The organism is Bacillus sp. PK3_68 (genome assembly GCF_003600835.1).
In the GTDB taxonomy this organism is placed as follows: Bacteria; Bacillota; Bacilli; order Bacillales; family Domibacillaceae; genus Pseudobacillus.
This window is the reverse complement of the sequence record NZ_NQYC01000001.1, coordinates 2,852,429-2,871,312: the sequence shown is the minus strand read 5'-3', so window position 1 is coordinate 2,871,312 and position 18,884 is coordinate 2,852,429. Positions and strand designations below refer to the sequence as shown.

The window sequence follows — 18,884 nt, the reverse complement described above, 5'->3', positions numbered from 1 at the left end:
ACAGTTTACCCAGAAAACTTAATCATTAGCACAAGGCTGAATGCCTAACAGCCGATTTTTCTACTGCTCCTTTATTCCACAGACAATGTTTGAAATAATTAAACAGCTTGAAGCAGGGATCTTCACTGTTATATGTTGATGAATCCTAAAGTATGTGCATGAATCGCGCCTGTCATAAGAACGATACATCATATGCTCGATTCAATGATTCAATGTCGATTCTATATTCCTGCTGCTACTCCCATGCATAGAATTGTACGTTTACATTTATATCCTAATTATAAAATGCATTTTCCGCCATGATAACAATAGTAAGTTTCCGCTTGAAGATCCTTAATCTTTTTCAAAGACTGCTTGGCATTATCCATATCTAAACAAAAATGTGGGTTAGCAATAACCAATTCATCGTTCTCATTAACAGCCGCATCACCTGTAATGACACTCCCTAAGCTTGGGAAATATAATGAAATATGACCTGAAGTATGCCCTGGTGTGGCTATTATTCTACACTGATTATCTAAAATCAAATCACCGTCCTGTACCTTTTCATCGATTGAAACATGCTCCAAGCTTTTTAATTGCTGTATAAACCACCTGCCAAATTCAATGTCTTCACCTGGCAGATTTTCCAGCATGTCTTCGGCCTGAACTAACCTCTCAGACTTTATTTCTCCACTAATGTATTTTGCTTCCCCTCACTGGCTATAACGTTAATCCACGGGTACTTCTCTTTAAAATCATGTAAAGAACCTATATGGTCATCATCATAGTGGGTAATGATGATATTCTGTAAATTCTTCATCTCATATCCGTTTTTTATTATTTCATTTTCAATTAGAGGCAAAAAGCTGGCATACCCTGTATCAACTAGTGTTAATTCATTATTCAATGCAATTAAGCTAGGGTAAAGGCGGCTTTTTTGCCCATTAAATTCAAACTCAATGGGTAGTTCAATAATCTTCATTTTTCTCCCTCGATCCTGTCTGTTTGCGAAACATTTCATTTATTATACATGATATGGAAAAGGACGATGTGCACTCATACCGCCTTGCTTTTTGGAATCTTTTATTATTCATAAAACCTTTCGATCATCCTGTAACTCCAGCATTCTAGAAATCAACTGTATTCCTGTATAAACATGCGGGTCTCATATCCTCCCTAGCAAGCTCGGCCCCTTCAGTAAAAACGGCTAATTGGGTTCCCGCATATTTTCTTTCTGAAAATGCATCGAGAGTGTAAAATTTCAAATCGTTCATAGTTGACTTCTAATGTCTTATTATTAGAAAAAATTTTACCTTTTCAGATGGTTACTAACCATATAATCCTCTCTGTATCACTCCATAGAGATCACTCTTCTTGTAACTTTATTTGATATAATCAAAGCATGCGAAATTCAGACAATTACAAAAATCCATTTTTTATTAATCTGTGCAGGCTACAGGTTGAAAGGAATTTAAATGAATATGAAATATATGAATATAATGAGCGAGATCAAAAATCAGATCATAGCAGGGACGTTAAAAGCCGGCGATAAAATTCCATCGATCCGCTATTTATCTGAAAAGTATGGTTACAGCAAAAACACTGTTCTAAAAGCGTATGAGGAATTAGAAAAGCTGCATGTGATCTATTCCATTCCAAAAAGTGGATATTTTGTTGTCCATGACTCTCATTTATCAACAAATACATGTAACCAAAATAAGATTGACTTTCTATCAGCTGGTCCGGATAAAAGGGCCCTTCCTTACAAAGATGTTCAACATTGTATGAACCAAGCGATCGATCTATATAAGGAAGAGCTTTTCACTTATTCAGATGAGCAAGGTCTCCTTTCATTGCGTCAAGAGCTTGTTAATCACCTGCAGAACAACCAAGTATTTACAGCGGCGGAGAGAGTGTTCATTACCTCCGGCTCACAGCAAGCGCTGAACCTGCTTGTCCAAATGCCCTTTCCGAATGGAAAATCAAATATTTTAATAGAACAGCCGTCCTATTTTGGCATAGTTGAATCTGTTCAAGTACATGATATTACGACCTTTGGCATTGATTTAACCATGGACAGCATCGACCTGGACCGCCTGGAAAACATGTTTCGCAACAACGATATTAAGTTCTTTTATGTGATTCCTAGATTTCACAATCCCCTCGGACATAGCTATACGAACGAACAAAAGAAAAAAATTGTGGAATTGGCTAATAAATATGATGTGTATATAGTCGAAGATGATATTTTTGGGGATTTGGATTATAACCATAAAATTGATCCGATGTTTGCATTCGATCCTTCAGGAAGAGTCATTTATATTAAGAGCTTTTCAAAGGTAATGCTCCCTGGGTTAAGAATTGGGCTGACTGTTCTTCCAGAATTAATGATCCATTCCTTCCGGCGGTTTAAGTTTTCGGAGGACTTATTCAGCCCATCTATTTCCCAAGGCGCGTTAGAGATCTACCTAAAAAGCGGCATGTTCAACAGTCATATTCACCATATTCGAGACATGTACCGCCGGAAAATGGAGCTAGCGATCGCAGCCTGCCGAGATTATTTGCTGGCCACCGCCTCCTTTACTGAGCCTGCAACAGGTTTCTATTTATCTATTTACCTTCCAAAAACAGTTCATTCCAAACGTCTCGCCCAGTCTTTACAACAAGAAAATATACTTGTCGATCAGGCAGACAGAATGTTCTTGCCCGAATACCGCAAAGGGAACTTAATTCGGCTGTGCCTTTCGCAAGTCGATGAAGAGCAAATCCGCCCGGGAATTGAAAAGATTGCTGCCCACATCGAGGCTATAAGTAAAAAGCAAGTCCATTTCATAGAAGAGGCAAATCGGTTGATATAGTTTGGAAATAGAGGTCATTGCCTGCACATCATTAGTAACAATTAGTTTAGTCGTTGCCGCTACGGTTTTGTCATTACTGATTCGCCGGCGTATGTATGTGAAAACCATGTACGGAGTCCCATTTTACAGTGGATGGGCTCTGTTCTTGCCTTAAGTCACTTTATTTAGCTTCTCTGTTTATCAAGTTGTCTATCAATTGACGATCTTTGAGTTGGATGGGCTGACTTAAAAACCAAGCCAACAGCTCTCTCAGCTCAATGAAACATCGTTCCTTATCTTGCCGGAAACAACTTTTTCATCGCTTCAATAAAATAATAGGCAAAGAAATGAGCATCGTGTGTCCCTTCATCCTTCATCACAAATTCAAACCAATGAAAATTCTCTCGTTTTAACAACTCCGCGGCTTCTTTGGAACATGGTACCATGTGCCGTTGGCGTGTTAAATGGTAGATCCCTTCACAATCCCCGACATACATATACATCTTATGCTTGTCTCGATTGATAACGGATTTTTCTTCTCTTAAAAACTCCATGACTCCTTCATACCACACAGAAGCAGACAATAGAATATACTTCCCAAGAGTATCAGGGCACCAATAAGAAGCAAATAAAGAAACTAACGCCCCAAATGAGCCGCCCGCTATAGCTGTATACCTTGCTCCTGGTTTTGTGCGGTAATTTTTATCGATATATGGCTTAATCCATGTTACTAAAGTATGCAAGTAACTTTCAGCTTTTCCTTCAAAGTCTGATGCGCGCTCAGTGAGTCTTGGAGCTGGCCAAGGTGTATAATCATGGTTACGATCAATCGGCTCTATCCCTACATATATACAGGGTTCTATTTGTTTTGTACGAGCCAAGTAATCCAGCTGATTATAGCCATCCATGACCATATCCCCGCCATCTTGTACATACACCACTGGATAAGCTGTGGCCGACTGTCCGTAATTGTAAGGTAAAACAACCTTTACCATATATCCTTCTATATTGATTGGTTGGATAAGCATCCTTCTCCCTCTTTCAGGTTCCTTCTGTTTTTGACGGCCAGCATTCTCATGTTTTTATTTCGAAACATCATACGAAAGGCAAAGTGGTGTATCGAGTTCTTTGTCGTATATGATTTTTGCTTCAATATTAAACACCTCTTTTAAAACCTCTCGCGTCATAATCGTTGAGGGTGATCCACACTTCATAATGGCTCCGTCTTTCATTGCAATTAATTCATCAGAATAACGTGTTGCATGATTAATATCATGAAGAACCATAATGATGGTACAGTGATGTTCTCTATTTAATTTTTGGACAATATTTAACACTTCCAGCTGATGCGCCATATCTAAGTAAGTGGTCGGCTCATCCAATAAAAGGATGTCAGTTTCTTGGGCAAGCGCCATCGCTAGCCAAACTCGCTGCCGTTGTCCACCGGATAAATCCGCCAACTCACGATTACGAAATTCAAGCGTATGTGTCACTTCCATTGCCCACTCTATCATTTCGGTATCCTTTTTAGTCAATCGGTTGATATTCTTGCGATGCGGATAACGTCCGTACGAGATTAACTCCTCTACTTTTAATTGAAATGGCGCAGTAGGTGATTGGGAAAGAATAGCCAAGCGTTTCGCTATTTCTTTTGTTGAAAGCTGCTGCATATCTTGATCCTGCAAATATATCTTTCCTTTTTCTTTCTTTAGGATCCGACCGATGGTCTTCAGTAAAGTTGATTTTCCGCATCCGTTGGGACCAATGATAGTGGTTACTTTGCCTTGTGCTATTCTCACACTCAAGTTATCAAAAATAATGGATTTATCGTATCCAGCAGTTAGTTCTTCAATGCGAAATGCTGTTTGCATGTTCTTCCTCCTACTTTACTCTCGCAAGTAAATATAAAAAATATGGGATACCAATAATCGATACAACAATCCCAACTGCCAGTTCAGATGGTGCAAAAGCGGTTTTCGCAATAAAGTCCGAGAAAATTAATAATCCTGCACCAGTTAATGCACTTATCGGCATCGCATATTTATGTCGGACTCCTACCAGTTGTTTAGCAATATGAGGCGCCATGAGACCGATGAAACCGATACTTCCTGAAACAGAAACACAGGCACTCACTAATCCTACACTCGCAAGCAGCATACCTATTTTTTCTTTCTCTAGCTTAATACCAAGACTGATAACTGTGTTTTCCTCTAATTGAAAATAATCAAGTAAATAAGCTTTTTTATACAGATAGAAGCCAAGAACAACAATCCAGGGCAGCATCGCTAGAATAAAAATCCAGTTCGCATTATAAATGGACCCAGCTTGCCAAACAGCTGCCGATTCAAAATCCTTTTCATTCATTTTTAAGGAAATATACATGAATAAGGCGCCGAATCCACTATTAATGGCAATCCCTGCTAAAATAAGACGTTGCATGTCAAGACGTCCATTTTTCAATGCCAATACAAAAATAAGAGTGACTGCTACTGTACCGCCAACAAAACCGAATAGCGGCATGACCATAATAGTAACCCAATCGCTTCCATCCGATAGTAATGCTTGGAATTGAAAGAAGTACATAAAAATGACAATAGCAGCGCCTGCACCTGCATTAATACCTAATATTCCCGGATCAGCTAGCCCATTTTTCGTTATTCCCTGAAAAACAACTCCTGCCACAGCTAGCCCAATGCCAACAAGCGCCGCGATGATGATTCTAGGTAATCGAAAATCGAAGATAACCAGCTTAAATTTTTCATTGCTTTCATAGCCTAACAAAGTACGAATGATATCTAAAATAGACATATCAAACATCCCGTTGGTAATATGCAAATAGAAGCCAACGAAAATAATGACCAGGAACATAAAGATCAGCAAAAAAAATCTTTTAGGCGTGGAGTTAAGCATGCTTTTCACCTCCACGTGTCCGAATCAAATATAAAAAGAACGGTACACCAATAATCGATGTAACAACCCCTATTGGTGTTTCAAATGGATAGTTTAAATACCGACTAATTAAATCGCAAAAACTTAAAAAACAGGCGCCCACTACAAGAGAGCTAGGAATAATAAATCGATAGTCCTCCCCTACTAAAAACCGAACAATGTGAGGGATCACTAGCCCAACAAATGCAATTTTTCCAACAAGCGCCACGGCTGTTCCAGTAAGTAACACGACGGAAAACATACTAAGCAACCGTACTGCTTTTGTTTTTTGTCCGAGTCCAGCAGCCACATCCTCACCAAGAGATGTAATAGTGATAGCACGTGCACTGGCAATAGCCAACAGTATCCCAATCACTCCGAATGGAATTGATAACCACAGCATATCTGGGTCGACAGATTGTAGTTTGGTATTATACCAAGCTGCCACTGTTTGTGACACTTGGAAATACATTGCTATAGCTGAGGCGATACTGCTTAAAAATGTTCCAATAACAGTTCCAATAATGGCCAGTCTAACGGGCGAAAGACCATCTTTGATAACCGAGCCAAATCCAAACACGAATGCAGCGCCTATTGCCGATCCCAACATGGACAATAAAATCATTTGATAGCTTGGCAGGCCCGGAAAAAAAACAACGGCTAACGTGATCATAAAAGCAGAGCCGTCGTTTACGCCCATGAGCGTAGGCGAAGCTAAATAATTACGTGTGATTCCTTGCATTACTGCCCCTGCAACTGCTAAAAAAGCACCTACAAGCAAAACTGCTATCGCCCTGGGCATTCGTCCTGTTCTAACAATTTGATGATCTGCATTGTTTGCATCAAATTGACTGATGGAGTCCCAAACCACCCGCATGCTCATGTCCTTTGTTCCCAACATAATAGAGGCTAGAGCGATGAATACAATGAGGATGGAAGACAAGATAAAAATCATTAAGGTTCTTTTGGCAGATTGCTTCAATTTTGACACCTTTTCTCTATAAAGTGAAACTACTGTCTCTTCCCCTCTTACTTATACACTTTCGTTGCCCTCGCTCTATTAAAGCGGAGGTCTGAGAGACAGTTTGAGTAGGACAACCCTTTATTTCACTAGTTTCTCCACTGCTGCATCTAAAAACTTAACTTTTGACCATGCTGTACCGCCTTGTGCAAGTGGATCAATAACATTTACATGAACATCTCCATTTTTAGCTGCTTTTAAATTGGTGAAAATAGGATTTTTTTGCAAATCCTTTAAAGCGCTTGGTGCATCCGCGTTTTCAGATTTTTCAAATTGAAGGAAGATGATATCCGGATTGATTTTCGATAATGTTTCGAGCGTTAATTCCTGTTGTGCTTTAGCAGCTGTTAATGTTTCTGGCACTTTCAAGCCTAAGTCTTCATATAACACCGGATTCAAATAAACGCCTGCAGGATAAATATTCATTAATCCCCCACGAACACGAATAATTAATACTTCTTTATCTGCTGCTGAATTGCCTAACTCAGCTTTCGCTTTTGCCGCTTTCGTATCATAATCTGAAATGACTTTTTCTGCTTCTGCTGTTTTTCCTGTTAATTGTCCAAACGCCAATAAATTATCTTTCCAATTGGTTGAAATATGTGAATAAGGTAAAGTTGTTGCTATCTTATTCATTTTTGCCATGACCTCTTCATTCCACTTGGAAGTCCCGATGATGGCATCTGGATCAAGTGAAAGAATCGCTTCTGCATTTGGTGAAAATTTGTCACCAATTAATGCTGCTCCTTTTAATTCTTTTGCTAAGTAACCTGGAACTTCACCAGCGATCTCTAGTACGCCTACTGGCTTAACCCCCAAGACTGCCGCATCCTCCATCGCTTCAAGGCTTGCCGCTACGATATTCTCAGCTGGATTTGGGAATGTATATTCATCACCTAAATAGCTAATTCTTGTTTCCTTTGCTTGTTCTTCAGATGTAGAAGCCGTATTCTTGCCATCCGCTTCAACTGCTTCTGTTTTGGCACCTGATTCACTTGCTCCTTCTGTCGATCCACATGCTGCAAGAGATATTGCTAAAAGTGCCGTACCTCCTAATAACCAATGCTTTTTCATATGGTTAACCCCCTAATTGATATTGATTATCATTACTATTTATAGATGAATTTTATCAAATAGCTATGGGGAATTGAATGGACAAATTTCCAGAAAACATGGACATTTGCCTGTTTGTTGAAGATGAAGAAGCGATAACGAAAATAGGGTCATTATATAGAAACAGCCTTACATAAGAACAACATATGGTGAAATATGGACTTTTTTCTATTGCTTTCTGTAAATAGAAGGCGGCATTTTAGTAAGTTTTTTGAATACCCGGCTAAAGTAAAAGCTGTCCGGATAACCGACCACTTCTGCAATATCAGCAATTGGCAAATTACTTGTTCTTAAAAGCTCCTTTGCACGCCTAATTCTGTATTCTGTAATGTATTGTATCGGTGTTAAGCCAGTCAGCTGTTCAAACAAATAAGAAAATTTTCTTCTTTCCATGCCAAATTGTTGAGCAAGTTCACTGACACATAGTTCTTTAGCATAATAAAGCTGAATATATTCAAGTGCAGCCAAAATAGGATCCATTTTATTTTCATAGCACTCATTTCTTGCTGACAGCAATATCACTTCCAATAAATTCATAAATACATTTTGCACTTTAAATTTGGATATATTATCTGGTTTTATCTGTTGTTGCAGAAGATAGTGTACAAGTTGCTGAATTTTTGCTGAACCATCAATAGAAATCAAAAAATGGTGGTTCAGCATTTCTTTATAAGCCGGTGTTGTCTCGATAATCCTATAATGGATCACTGCATACTCCCACTCGTTTTCAAACGTTTTAATTTCAATATCCATCCTCGATCCTGCATGAACTATTGTACGCTGATTCATTCTATATGCCGTGCCATTAAGGGAAAAACAGGAAGAACCTTTAATTGGAATAATCATCCCACAAACCCCCGGGGCAGTCTTTCTACCGGTATCCGTTCTCGAAGCATCCAGCCTGCTTATAAAGACATCCACAAATTGTATAGATGAGTGGGCAAAGTATTCAATGATTTGATTGATTGTCAATTCCATCTCTTCACTTCCCATATTGACTATTTAAATGAAAATGATTATCATTCTCTTTATTATAACAATCAACAGGAAATGAGGGTAGTATCTATGAGCCATAGTCAATTGACTTCTAAATACAACAATAAAACATATGACATCGAGATATACATTCCGGAGACAGAACTGCCTAGTGAAGGGTTGCCTATTTACTATGTATTAGACGGGCTGTATTATTTTTCATTTGTCCGCGATGTTGTACGTATTCAACAATTAAATCGAGGGAAAACAGGTGTCAATCCTGCTATTGTTATCGGTATTTGCCATCAAAAAGAAGAAATGCGAGAACAGCGCTTTATCGACTTTACGGCACCAGCTAAACATGTAATTATGCCCGAGCGCGCAAAAGGGAAACTGCCGAGTGGTTATGGTGGAGCTGAACGATTCTTTAAGTTTATTGAATTGGAATTAAAACCTTATATTGAGCAACACTACTCTGTGAACCGCCAAGCTCAATATCTATTTGGTCATTCACTTGGTGGTTACTTTGCTTTATGGTGCTTATACACAAACCCGCGGGCATTTAAAAATTATATCGCGATTAGCCCATCTGTATGGTGGAATAGCGAGGAACTGCTAAACATGGCTCATCTTTTGGTTGAAAACGGAGCAAGCCATGGGAAACATCATGTATTTATCGCAGCCGGTGAACATGAAGGTTTTATGGTAGAGGATGCAAACAGAATCAGGGCTTTACTAAATGAACATCATTTAAGCACAGAACTTTATATAGCTCCTGATGAAAATCATGCTTCTGTCGTGCCAACGGTAGTAAGCCGTGCCGTTCGCTTTTGCTCGAGAAATGAAAAATAAAAAAGACTCTTAACATAAATAGATGGCAGAAAGCAGATGTAACACGCTAAAGGGCCTCAATATGAAACAGCCTCATGTCTCAATATTAGAATGAGACATGAGGCTATTTTCGTTGCTCCGTTAAAGCACCCTTTAATTGCATACTATGACTTCATTAATCAACTTTATAGTAAGCTTAACTTTTTAAGAAAAAGAAAACGGCCGATTACAGTGCTGCAAACAAAGCCGGATTATTACATTCTGTATGTACGATCACATGATGAGTTTTATAGGGGAATGCCCGGTTCCGTCATGCTATCTTTACTGGTAATAAACATATTAAAAGCCAATGACACAAGGCAGATACTAAATAGTAGCATGACTAGAATTAATTTACTGCTGATCTTCAGTGAAAATTTGAAAGTTTACACCAAATTTATCTATAACACTGCCGTAAGCCGGGCTAAAAAAAGTTTCTTGTAAAGGCATAGTCACTTGACCGTCCTGCTGTAATGCCTCATACATTTGTTTTGCTTCTTCTGGATTGTCGGTCGAAATACAGATGGTTACCTGATTTCCAGTCTGATGAGATTGACCAGGAAACGTATCAGAAAACATAAGTAATGTTTCCCCCACCTTTGCTGTCGCGTGCATTACGCGGCCTTTTGCTTCTTCGGGTAAAGGAAAGTCCGGATTTTCTGGGCCTTCTCCAAAAGATTGCATATGAAGAACCTCTGCCCCTAAAGCTTTTTCATAAAACTGGATGGCTTCCTTGGCATTTCCATTCATCACTAAGTAAGGAATTAACTGCACTGTCACTATCATCAGCTCCTACAATCATAATATTTTTTCTATTTGGCCTGCTTCTTGTTGTTATCTTGATTATACAATACAGAACAAATGTTCGCAACTATATTTTGTATTTTTTACATGATTTATAATAAAGAGGCTACATCAACCTCTAAAGATATTTTAAAGAGGTTATTATATGATTTTAGGAACCCTAATAGTATTGATTCAAGCCTTAAAGGAAAGGTTGATCATTTTCTTAGACTCTCGGATAAAGAAAATACATAAGTAGACTGGAAAAATTACATTCAACCCTTTCTCTATTCAACTAAGCCTCCAGCTATTTGATGGATCGAATGGTTGATCGCAATGCTTCCCATATAATCTCTACATCCTTTTCCTCTGTGCGCCAATTGCTGAAAGCAGCGCGGATTGCAGGAACACCACTATAGATAGTGGGCGTCATAAATACTTTTCCTTGCTGATTTAAGGCAGCAAGAAATTGATTGTTCATTTCAGCAGTGATGGATTCTTCGTTTAAAGAAAAGCAAACAACGTTTAATCTTACGGGTGATAATAATTTGAACTCCTGGCTGTTATTTATTTTGTCTCCTAGCTGTTTAGCCAGTTTAACATTTTGCTCAACGAGATTTTGGTAACCGCTTTTACCGTATGCCTTTAGCGTAAACCATGCTGGCAAGGCACGGAATCTTCGGGAGTTTTCGGGTGTAAGATCAAAAAACTCCGGGTTTTCAATCGAACCGCCAAGATAAGCAGCATTATTTTGAAACACTTCTGCTTGAAGTGGCTTATGACGAGTAAATTGCATCGCAGAGTCATAGGGAACGTTCAGCCATTTATGCGCATCAATGGTAATAGAATCCGCATGATTCATTCCTTTTACTAATTCTCTATACATAGGAGAACAAGCGGCAAAACCACCAAAGGCTGCATCAATGTGCAACCAAAAGCGGTAGTGCTTTTTAAGCTTCCCAATAGCATCTAAATCATCATAGTCTACCGTGTTAACTGTTCCGGCATTGGCCACAACAATACATGGTTCACTTTTATGCTGTTCAAGAAATTCAGTTAACTTTTCAATATTGATCGCCTCGCGATTTTCCTGACAAGGTATTAAATGAATCGATTTTCTTCCTATGCCGAGCATGGAAGTTGCTTTGAAAACACTTGAGTGCGGGGCACCGCTCAGAATTTTAACCGGAGGAATATTGTACAGGCCTTCCATGGAGGTGTCTTTTCCATAGTGTTGAGCAATCCATTGCCTTGCTTGAGCAAGACCTGCGAAATTTGCCATAGTTGCCCCGCTTAGGAAGGTGCCACTGTACTCATGCCTTAAATGAAATAATTCCTTTAGCATATCAATCGTTTCCAATTCAATGAACCCGGCAATTGAATCTTGTGAGCCAGCTACATTTTGATCGTAGACACTAACTAACCAATCTCCTACAATAGATGCCGGTGTAGAGCCCCCTGTAACGAAACCTAAATACCTTGAACCAACACTTCCGCTTAAGCCTTTAGCGTAGTGTTGAGTGAAATATTTAAGGGCTGCACTTGCACCCATACCTAATTCAGATAGTTCATTTTTGGGCATTTCATAGTATGGAATCGATACACATCTATCTTCAAGGCCCTGATAAAAATTGGTTACATGCTGTACGAATTCTGCTACTATCTGTTCAAACTCTTTTTGATCTTGATGCATGACATTCATCCTCTGCTCTCTCCTCTTTTAACCATTTTTTCTTGCCTTTCACTATTTTTACGATATATAGTGATATGCATAACAGTCAACGAACGAATATAACAGTAGGAGGAAACATGAAAATCAAGCTTAACCGCCAATCAGATCAATCTTTAATTCATCAGATCTCGAACATTCTAGCGGAGAAAATTCGTTCAGGTTTTTAGAAGAAGGCAGCCAATTGCCTTCAATTCGGAAATTTTCAAAAGAAAATCAAGTTAGCCTCGTTACAGTAAGCAAGGCTTATAGCCTCTTAGAGAGAAATGGATACATTCATTTAATGCATGGCAAGGGGCTTTTGTTCGGAAGACAGAAAAGAGGAAAACAAGGAAAAGCGAGAGTTATGATTGGCAGCTAGCCATTCCAGATTATATTCAGCGTTCACAGTACATGTTAAACTCGGGACCGGAAAATGCGCTTAAACTATCCAGTGCCATTATACACCCCGGATTACTGCCCTCCACTTATTTAATAAAAGAAATAAACCAAGTGTTGCAGGACGATCCACAAATTGTAGCCCGATACGGTCCCATTCAAGGAGATGACGAAGTTCGGGAGGTCATAAAAAAATATTTACAGCTATATTGTAAGCTTCAAACAACAAGCTCAGAAATTATCATTACCAGCGGTGTGCAGCAAGGAATCGACCTAGTGGCAAGAACTTTTATCGGTCCTGGAGACATGGTGATTACAGAGGCTCCTACCTATACGGCAGCACTGGATGTTTTTCGAAATCGAGGAGCACATATTATTCCTATTCCTGTGGACGAAGAAGGCATGCAGACAGATATTTTAGCTTCTTTTTGTTTAGCTAAAAAACCAAAAGTGGTGTATACCATTCCTACATTTCACAACCCAACAGGTACGGTTTTAAGTGAAAATAGAAGAAGAGATTTACTAGAACTGGCCCAGAGGAACGGCTTTCTTATTGTAGAGGACGACTCATGGAATGAAATCTATTTTGATGATACCCCACCGCCACCCACTATTAAATCTCTGGATACTAGCGGTCATGTGATTTATTTAAAAGGGTTTAGCAAAGCTTTAGCACCCAGTTGCAGAATTGGTGTAATGGTTTCAAACGGGACCGTTCACCAGCGATTGCTAACAGCGAAATCTTGTACGGACCTGGGCAGCCCGCTTTTAACACAAAAAGCGCTGATTCCATTTTTAAGCTCAAACAGAATGAATACACATTTGGAAAAGCTGCGTATTGCGCTTGAACTAAGAAGAGACCAAACGATTGCCTTGTTAGAAAAACATGCACCTGAAGGGGTTACATGGATTATACCTAAAGGAGGCCTGAACATTTGGGTATCTTTGCCCGGCAGTGGAAATACAGATGAACTGCTTCTAAAAGCACAACAGTCCAATCTTTCATTTTTGCCCAGTTCTGCCTGTTATCCAAGTGAACCACAGTATAACCATTTGAGAATTAGTTACTCTTATCTAGAGAATCAACAGCTGGAACAAGGCATTATCGAGCTTTGCATGGTTATGGAATGGTATCTTAATGAAACCATATGAACACTAGGGGCTAATCCCTTTTACAGTGAAATAAAAACTTAAGATTGAACTCTGTGCCACTTTTTCTATTGGTCAAGAAAGGGCTATCCGAAAAGCCACAAAACTGGCTTCCCCGATAGCCCCTTCCATGATCATTTGGCGTAAGGCATTTCCGCTTCCTCTGTTTCATCCTTTGGAAGGTATTCAATTTTCAGATTAAAAAAGCCATAAATCATCGCTATAATTGGGCTAAGGAAACAGAAAAAAGCAAACGGTGCATAGGAAAAGGAATGCACGCCCAATGTGGCAAACATAAAGGCACCGCACGTATTCCATGGAATCAGCGGTGAAGTCACTGCTCCTCCATCTTCAATCGTTCGTGACAGGTTCTTAATATGCAGCCCTCTTCTTTTATACTCTGAAGCATACATCCGTGCCGGAAAAATCATGGCGAGATAGGCATCACAGGCCAGTATGTTCGTTATCACGCTCGTGCCCACGGTGGTTGCGATCAGATGTCCTGTAGATTTGACCATCTTAACCAGAGATTCTACAATCGTCTCCAACGTCCTAGTCACTTCAAGGATGCCCCCATAGGCCATGGCAATCATGATCAAAGAAATCGTCCAAAACATCGATTCAATTCCACCATTATTCAACAGGCTGTCGAGGATTTCCACGCCGGTTTCCGCTTCATTTCCGTAATATAACGTATTTAAGGCCGTTGTCCAGGATGCCCCCTGCACCATTACTGTACACACTGTCCCCATAAGACTTCCAATCACAAGACCCGGGATAGCAGGGATTTTCAGAGTAAGCAATACAATGACAATTAGCGGAACAAGCAGAAGCCAAGGTGAAATGACAAATATGTCATCAAGCTGAGACTGCAAAACCATTACCTGGTCAGGAGACCCCTGCGGCGTCAGTGTAAAGCCCATGATAGTATAAATAATAAGCGCAATCGTAATAGCCGGAACTGTTGTGTACAGCAAATGCCGGATATGTTCAAAGAGATTTAATCCGGTGATTCCCGCAGCCAGATTGGTCATCTCAGACATGGGTGATATTTTATCCCCAAAATAGCACCCGGATATGACAGCACCCGCTGCCATTGCTGTACTGATACCAAAGCCTTCTGCCATACCCATGATCGCGATTCCAATTGTTCCTGCAGAAGTCCAGGCATTTCCGGAAGATACCGATACTACCATGCAAATAAGACAGGCAGCCACTAGGAAATAAGTCGGTGACAATAACTTCAAACCATAATAAATCATGGAGGCCACGACCCCGCCTGCTGTCCAGGAGCCAATCAAGGCTCCGATGACCATTAAAATTATAATCGCCTGAATAGGCAGCACAACGGTTTTCAACATTCCCTTTTCAATGTCTTTCCAAGAGTAACCCAAACTCAATCCCAAGACTGTGGCTACAATCGCACTGGCCAAGAGAGGAATTTGCGGATCAAGTTTCAGGAAAAATAAACTAACCAAAAGAGATATCATCATAAACACAATGGGTATAAGCGCAATCAGTAAATTCGGCGTTCTTGGCCTCTTAGCTGTCATTGTTGCTCCCCCTTTCATCCCCGTTTAAAAAGAGCTGATTGCGAATAATTAAACCTGCACTACAGCATGTTCAAGCAGTGATTCTACACTTTCGCGGAAAATCTGTGTATGGTAATCAACATCCGATTCCTTCGTCTGGGAAGAAATAAGAGCCATATTATGAAAAGGAGTCATAAGTATACCGCGGTTCAATGCATAAAGGTGCATGTATCGGTCAAGCTCAAAATCCACAGCCGCTGCCGCTTCCCCGCCATTTTTTGGTGCAGTTTCACGGAACCAGTATTCTGTACGACATCCAAGGCGCTTGACGATCCAAGAAAGCTGTTTCTCTTTAATCACCGATTCGACTCCGTCCGAGAACCGCTCGGCAAGGGCAATATTTCGCTCATAAAATTCATCCGTAAGCACATGTTCCATCGTCGCTCTCATTGCCGCCATGGATAAGGCGTTTCCTGCAAGCGTCCCTCCAATGCCGCCTGTATCAGAATCCTCCAGACTGATCAACCCCTTCATACGCTGTGCCACCTCTTCGCTGAACCCGTAGACCGCTGTCGGTATCCCTGAACCGATCGCTTTTCCGACGGTCAGCATATCCGGCTCCAAACCATGGGCTCCCGTATAACCGCCAGGGCCAGCACTCATGGTGTGGGTTTCATCATAAATAAGCAATGTGCCTGTACGTTTGGTAATCTCCCTTAAAGCCTCCAAAAAGCCCGGTTCAGGGTGGATGATTCCAATATTCGTCATCACCGGCTCAGCCAGGACACAAGCTACATCTCCCGGCGCAAGCGCCTTCTCCAAAGCTTCAATATCATTGAATTCCACTACTTTTGTCGTTTCTGTCGGGTCCACCTGCGGACCAATGTTCCCGCTGCGGCTGGAAAGCTTGCCATTTTCTAAAGCGACGAAAGATTCATCGACCGTCCCATGGTAACAATAATTAAACACCAGGACGTATTTGCGCTTTGTAATATGGCGTGCCAATCTTAACGAAAAGCGGTTAGCATCCGTAGCGGAAATCGCCACCTGCCAATAAGGAAGGCCGAAACGCTTCTTTAGCTCTTTTCCTACCCAGATGGCATCCTCTGTCGGAAGCATGAAGGTGACACCGTTTTGGATCCGCTCTGTAATTGCCGGCACTGCTCCCTCTGGCGCATGTCCAGTCATTGATCCTGTGTCTCCCAGGCAAAAGTCGATAAATTCATTTCCGTCTACATCTTTAAAATAGGCCCCTGCTGCTTCTTTTACAAAAATTGGATAACTTCCGGCCCACTTCACCATCCAGTTCATTGGTACGCCATCAATATAATTCGACTTGGCTTGCTCAAATAACGCCTTGGACGTTGGATGCTTCTTCTCAAATAGCTCCAATTCTTTTTCAAGCAGCTGCGCCAATCTCTCCCTGTTGATTTCCATGTGCTTCATCCTCCTGCATTTTGTTGTCAATATCTATATAGCAGTTTTCATGCCAATTGATTTAGAAAAACGGAAGTCCCCTGTTCATCGATATACAAACCGCTCCGAAAATACAGAAAATATTTTTTGGAGGTTGGATCAAACAGAAAGATTCTATAAAATTATTATTTAAAATTTGTCAATGCTGACAAATGGAGGAATATGATTAACAAAATAAAAAACAAAAAAACGGGCGAAACGCCCGCAAATGCCTAAATTGTCAATATTGACAATTTAATTGTTAGATTTGACAACTATTTAACGATACCCAGCTCTCTTATTCTTCTGTACAATGTGGACTCGCTTATGCCCAGCATGGCTGCAACCTTTCTTTTATCCTGGACAGAGTAACCGTTTTCTTGTAAATGCTTCGTTATGATCTGTTTCTCATATGCCTCTAGCTGCTTCTTTAACGAAGTGCTCTCCAGCCCTTTGTGAGAGCGTAAAATTCTCCCAGGTATACTTTGTTTGGAAATCAAATCATTCGTTTCAATATTCACCGCATACTCCACGGCATTCTCTAACTCTCTTATATTCCCCGGCCATTGATAAGAAACCAGCAGCTCCATCGCTTCCTGTTCAAAGCCTCTAATCTGCTTGCCTATCAAATCATTGTATTTTTGCAGGGCATGGTGGAGCAACAATGGGATGTCCTCCTTTCGCTCAAATAAGGATGGAATTTTAATCGGAATGACATTCAAACGAAAATAAAGATCCTCCCGAAACTCTCCATCCTGCATCATCTGCTCTAAGTCTCTGTTTGTTGCTGCGATGACTCGTACATCAACGGGGAGAACTCTTGTTCCTCCCACTCGCTCAATCTCTCTGTGCTGCAGTACATGAAGCAATTTCACTTGCAGATGAAGAGACATGTCCCCAATCTCATCCAGGAATATCGTTCCTTCATGGGCCAGCTCGAACTTTCCGACCTTGCCGGATTTGTTTGCCCCGGTAAAGGCACCGCCCTCATAGCCAAAAAGCTCGCTTTCCAGCAGTGTATCAGGTATCGCCGCACAATTTACCATGATCAGCGATTTATTTTTCCTCGGGCTGGCGTAGTGAATCGCTTTCGCCAAAAGTCCTTTTCCTGTCCCGCTTGCACCCGTAATCAGCACAGTAGAATTGCTCGGAGCGATTTTTTTAGCTTGCCGCTTCAGCTCTTTCACTTTATTGCTTGTTCCCAGGATTTCTTGAAAAGAATAATATTCTTTATTTTCTGTTATTTCATAAACCATCTTGCGAACATCGGCAATATCACGGAAATACACAACAGCTCCAGTCACTTGTTTGCCATCTTCCTCTGTTCTGTTGAAAATAAGATTAACAGTCGTAAAAAAATGCATGGCCTTGGATTTGCTCGACTTCCCTTTGTAAAATTCCTCCCGGTCAGCGTATCCCTCTCCTGTTTGCAGTGCGGTTAAAACGGGAGAATCAGGCCAAACCGTATGTAAATGCTGGCCAATGAGTTTGTCCCTATTCATATTGATCAGCTGTTCTGCTGAATGATTGCATAGGGTGATCACTCCCTGCTTGTCCACGACAACAATTCCGTCGCGGCTTGTTTCCACAATAATTTTAAGCTCATCGGATATTTTTGATTCTGCTATTTTACTTGAAAGTAAATCGGCCATCCTTCTTAAAAAGACAAGCAAATTATCTTTATTATGCAGCATCACCATCTGCTGCTCTTTTGTAAAGGCGACCATGCCGATTAAACCGACAATTTGCCGATCCAGTTTAATCGGGCAACATACTTCAGCCAATTCATTTTCAACCGCATGGTAAAACGGATTGCTTTGTGCATCCTCTACAATATATTCTGTACCTTTCTTCAAAATATGGCTGTAAATATAACCGGAGTCTAAATTTCCTTCTTCCTCCATTTGCCCTACCTTTTCTTCATATCGACCTGTGCCTGCCACAATTCTCAACTTTTCGTCGATAATTTCAACTTCCATGCCAATCGCCGCTGTAATAGCCTCTGCAATCTCTTGGACAGTATGTTGTATTGCTCTTAAATGAGACATCCCCCTCAAACCCATCCTTTGCTTTTCTCCCATTATACTTTAGTTTTTTCATTCATTTGAATGGTCCAAAGTAAAAAGAGACAA

Annotated in this window: 15 protein-coding genes and 1 pseudogene; 4 read left to right on the top strand and 12 right to left on the bottom strand. The window is 40.5% G+C overall.

Features of this window, described 5'->3' with window-relative positions:
• Positions 1–278: 278 nt before the first annotated feature.
• Positions 279–964: pseudogene (locus tag CJ483_RS14635) on the bottom strand (MBL fold metallo-hydrolase).
• 493 nt (positions 965–1,457) lie between these two features.
• On the opposite strand from CJ483_RS14635, the gene CJ483_RS14630 reads away from it, so the two are divergent.
• Entirely contained in the window at positions 1,458–2,840 is a 1,383-nt protein-coding gene (locus CJ483_RS14630) for an aminotransferase-like domain-containing protein (protein WP_120035910.1), read from the top strand.
• A 272-nt stretch (positions 2,841–3,112) separates the two neighbouring features.
• On the opposite strand, the gene CJ483_RS14625 is transcribed toward CJ483_RS14630, so the two are convergent.
• From CJ483_RS14625 to CJ483_RS14600, 6 genes are all read right to left on the bottom strand, one after another.
• On the bottom strand, positions 3,113–3,847 hold the full coding sequence (locus CJ483_RS14625) for an alpha/beta hydrolase (protein ID WP_120035909.1): 735 nt from the start codon (positions 3,845–3,847) through the stop codon (positions 3,113–3,115).
• A 54-nt stretch (positions 3,848–3,901) separates the two neighbouring features.
• Entirely contained in the window at positions 3,902–4,690 is a 789-nt protein-coding gene (locus CJ483_RS14620) for an ABC transporter ATP-binding protein (protein WP_120035908.1), read from the bottom strand.
• A gap of 10 nt (positions 4,691–4,700) precedes the next feature.
• Entirely contained in the window at positions 4,701–5,729 is a 1,029-nt protein-coding gene (locus tag CJ483_RS14615) for a FecCD family ABC transporter permease (RefSeq protein WP_120035907.1), read from the bottom strand.
• The gene (locus tag CJ483_RS14610; protein WP_120038052.1) at positions 5,722–6,702 is read right to left on the bottom strand and encodes a FecCD family ABC transporter permease; all 981 of its coding nucleotides are present in this window, start codon (positions 6,700–6,702) and stop codon (positions 5,722–5,724) included. Before CJ483_RS14610 ends, CJ483_RS14615 begins: the two co-directional genes overlap by 8 nt.
• Positions 6,703–6,849: 147 nt before the next feature.
• Positions 6,850–7,842 carry an ABC transporter substrate-binding protein gene (locus tag CJ483_RS14605; RefSeq protein ID WP_120035906.1) on the bottom strand — a complete coding sequence of 331 codons (993 nt, stop codon included), beginning with the start codon at positions 7,840–7,842 and terminating at the stop codon, positions 6,850–6,852.
• 207 nt (positions 7,843–8,049) lie between these two features.
• Positions 8,050–8,859 carry a helix-turn-helix domain-containing protein gene (locus CJ483_RS14600; protein ID WP_120035905.1) on the bottom strand — a complete coding sequence of 270 codons (810 nt, stop codon included), beginning with the start codon at positions 8,857–8,859 and terminating at the stop codon, positions 8,050–8,052.
• Between the two features lie 87 nt (positions 8,860–8,946).
• Here CJ483_RS14600 and CJ483_RS14595 point away from each other — a divergent pair, with 87 nt between their 5' ends.
• Positions 8,947–9,708 carry an alpha/beta hydrolase gene (locus tag CJ483_RS14595; RefSeq protein ID WP_259455667.1) on the top strand — a complete coding sequence of 254 codons (762 nt, stop codon included), beginning with the start codon at positions 8,947–8,949 and terminating at the stop codon, positions 9,706–9,708.
• A gap of 372 nt (positions 9,709–10,080) precedes the next feature.
• Here the strand turns inward: CJ483_RS14595 and CJ483_RS14590 are convergent, their stop codons facing one another.
• The gene (locus tag CJ483_RS14590; protein WP_120035904.1) at positions 10,081–10,506 is read right to left on the bottom strand and encodes a VOC family protein; all 426 of its coding nucleotides are present in this window, start codon (positions 10,504–10,506) and stop codon (positions 10,081–10,083) included.
• Between the two features lie 310 nt (positions 10,507–10,816).
• Entirely contained in the window at positions 10,817–12,211 is a 1,395-nt protein-coding gene (locus tag CJ483_RS14585) for a pyridoxal phosphate-dependent decarboxylase family protein (protein WP_182917061.1), read from the bottom strand.
• A gap of 211 nt (positions 12,212–12,422) precedes the next feature.
• Here CJ483_RS14585 and CJ483_RS25135 point away from each other — a divergent pair, with 211 nt between their 5' ends.
• Both CJ483_RS25135 and CJ483_RS14580 read left to right on the top strand, forming a co-directional pair.
• Positions 12,423–12,599 carry a GntR family transcriptional regulator gene (locus tag CJ483_RS25135; RefSeq protein ID WP_259455666.1) on the top strand — a complete coding sequence of 59 codons (177 nt, stop codon included), beginning with the start codon at positions 12,423–12,425 and terminating at the stop codon, positions 12,597–12,599.
• A gap of 32 nt (positions 12,600–12,631) precedes the next feature.
• Complete coding sequence (locus CJ483_RS14580; RefSeq protein ID WP_259455665.1) at positions 12,632–13,768, top strand: aminotransferase-like domain-containing protein; 1,137 nt, start codon at positions 12,632–12,634, stop codon at positions 13,766–13,768.
• Between the two features lie 131 nt (positions 13,769–13,899).
• Here the strand turns inward: CJ483_RS14580 and nhaC are convergent, their stop codons facing one another.
• From nhaC to CJ483_RS14565, 3 genes are all read right to left on the bottom strand, one after another.
• Positions 13,900–15,318, bottom strand: a complete 1,419-nt coding sequence (gene nhaC, locus CJ483_RS14575) for a Na+/H+ antiporter NhaC (protein ID WP_120035903.1) — start codon at positions 15,316–15,318, stop codon at positions 13,900–13,902.
• 48 nt (positions 15,319–15,366) lie between these two features.
• Positions 15,367–16,734 carry an aspartate aminotransferase family protein gene (locus tag CJ483_RS14570; RefSeq protein WP_120035902.1) on the bottom strand — a complete coding sequence of 456 codons (1,368 nt, stop codon included), beginning with the start codon at positions 16,732–16,734 and terminating at the stop codon, positions 15,367–15,369.
• 293 nt (positions 16,735–17,027) lie between these two features.
• Positions 17,028–18,800, bottom strand: a complete 1,773-nt coding sequence (locus CJ483_RS14565) for a sigma-54 interaction domain-containing protein (RefSeq protein ID WP_120038046.1) — start codon at positions 18,798–18,800, stop codon at positions 17,028–17,030.
• Positions 18,801–18,884: the final 84 nt, after the last annotated feature.

Excerpts from the sequence above, each read along its gene's own strand:
- CJ483_RS14615 (WP_120035907.1), bottom strand. The coding sequence starts at position 5,729 with ATGCTTAACTCCACGCCTAAAAGATTTTTTTTGCTGATCTTTATGTTC.
- CJ483_RS14620 (WP_120035908.1), bottom strand. The coding sequence starts at position 4,690 with ATGCAAACAGCATTTCGCATTGAAGAACTAACTGCTGGATACGATAAA.
- CJ483_RS14580 (WP_259455665.1), top strand. The coding sequence starts at position 12,632 with ATGTTAAACTCGGGACCGGAAAATGCGCTTAAACTATCCAGTGCCATT.
- CJ483_RS14625 (WP_120035909.1), bottom strand. The coding sequence starts at position 3,847 with ATGCTTATCCAACCAATCAATATAGAAGGATATATGGTAAAGGTTGTT.
- CJ483_RS14630 (WP_120035910.1), top strand. The coding sequence starts at position 1,458 with ATGAATATGAAATATATGAATATAATGAGCGAGATCAAAAATCAGATC.
- CJ483_RS14610 (WP_120038052.1), bottom strand. The coding sequence starts at position 6,702 with ATGATTTTTATCTTGTCTTCCATCCTCATTGTATTCATCGCTCTAGCC.
- CJ483_RS14595 (WP_259455667.1), top strand. The coding sequence starts at position 8,947 with ATGAGCCATAGTCAATTGACTTCTAAATACAACAATAAAACATATGAC.
- CJ483_RS14570 (WP_120035902.1), bottom strand. The coding sequence starts at position 16,734 with ATGGAAATCAACAGGGAGAGATTGGCGCAGCTGCTTGAAAAAGAATTG.
- CJ483_RS14565 (WP_120038046.1), bottom strand. The coding sequence starts at position 18,800 with ATGTCTCATTTAAGAGCAATACAACATACTGTCCAAGAGATTGCAGAG.
- CJ483_RS14585 (WP_182917061.1), bottom strand. The coding sequence starts at position 12,211 with ATGAATGTCATGCATCAAGATCAAAAAGAGTTTGAACAGATAGTAGCA.
- CJ483_RS14600 (WP_120035905.1), bottom strand. The coding sequence starts at position 8,859 with ATGGAATTGACAATCAATCAAATCATTGAATACTTTGCCCACTCATCT.
- CJ483_RS14605 (WP_120035906.1), bottom strand. The coding sequence starts at position 7,842 with ATGAAAAAGCATTGGTTATTAGGAGGTACGGCACTTTTAGCAATATCT.
- nhaC (WP_120035903.1), bottom strand. The coding sequence starts at position 15,318 with ATGACAGCTAAGAGGCCAAGAACGCCGAATTTACTGATTGCGCTTATA.